Origin of the sequence: Streptomyces sp. SM1, assembly GCF_002910825.1 — a bacterium.
Taxonomy (GTDB): Bacteria; Actinomycetota; Actinomycetes; order Streptomycetales; family Streptomycetaceae; genus Streptomyces; species Streptomyces okerensis.
Window position 1 is genome coordinate 1 of the sequence record NZ_NEUB01000584.1, and the last position, 917, is coordinate 917.

A 917-nucleotide genomic window follows, 5' to 3' on the forward strand; every position below is an offset into this window, starting at 1 on the left:
GGCTGCGGTGCGGCCGTACGGCGTGCGGCCGGCGCCAGCATCGCACCGGGGTCGGCCGCCGCCGACCCGAGGGAGACGGCCCTGCGGACGGACGAGCCGCCCGTGCCGTGGGGCTCGCCGGGAACCGGCGGCTTCTTCTGACGTGCCATCGTTCTCCTCGATCTGTGTGGACTGTGGGGTGATGGGTGGTCGTGCGGCGCGGCCCCGCTCGCTATCCGTCCTGGCCCACGGGCCCCGAGCAGCGTTCCGGCCACCGCGGGACGTCGCCGACGCGGAAGCCCTTGGCCAGCGCCTCCTCGAGGTGCGCGAGGGCCTTGAGGTCCAGCCCGCTCAGTTCCTCCGACCCGTCCATGTAGGCGGTCGCGTTCCCGGGGAGCTCGCGCAGCAGTACGACGGAGGGGCCCGCCGGCGCGGTCCGCACCCCCAGCACCCGGAAGCCGGTCCCCGGCACGAAGACGATCTCCTCGTACGCCTCCGGGGGCCCGCCCGGCCGGTCGATCAGTTGCCTCACCTTGCGTCCGGTGACGGACCAGATCGCGTAGCGCACGGGAGATCCGGCGGGGAGCGCCGAGGCTCCGGCCAGGGCGCTGACCGGGGCGGGGTCCTGGAGCAGGGTGCCGGCCGCCGGTCCGGGGCCTTCGGCGTCCCCGCCGCGCAGGGCCACGCCCCGGTAGGAGGGCAGCCGGCGCAGAGCGGACGCGAGGCAGCCGGCGTAGGGCAGCAGCCGCCCCTCGCCGGAGTGCAGGTCCCGGATCAACTCGCGGTGGTGCAGGGGCCCTTCCCCGGCGGTGAGATAGGCGTGCGCGGCGATGAGGTCGGCCCGCGCGGCCGCCAGCTCGTGGCCGCGCAGGGCGGGCATCCGGGTGAGCACCCGCGATACGGCGGCGGCGTGCACCTCCCAGGCCCCGGCGGCGGCA

Annotated in this window: 1 pseudogene; it reads right to left on the reverse strand. The window is 76.6% G+C overall.

Annotation, left to right across the window (positions count from 1 at the left end):
* Positions 1 to 211: 211 nt before the first annotated feature.
* Positions 212 to 917, reverse strand: a pseudogene (locus B9S61_RS40835) (hypothetical protein); the annotation flags it as partial.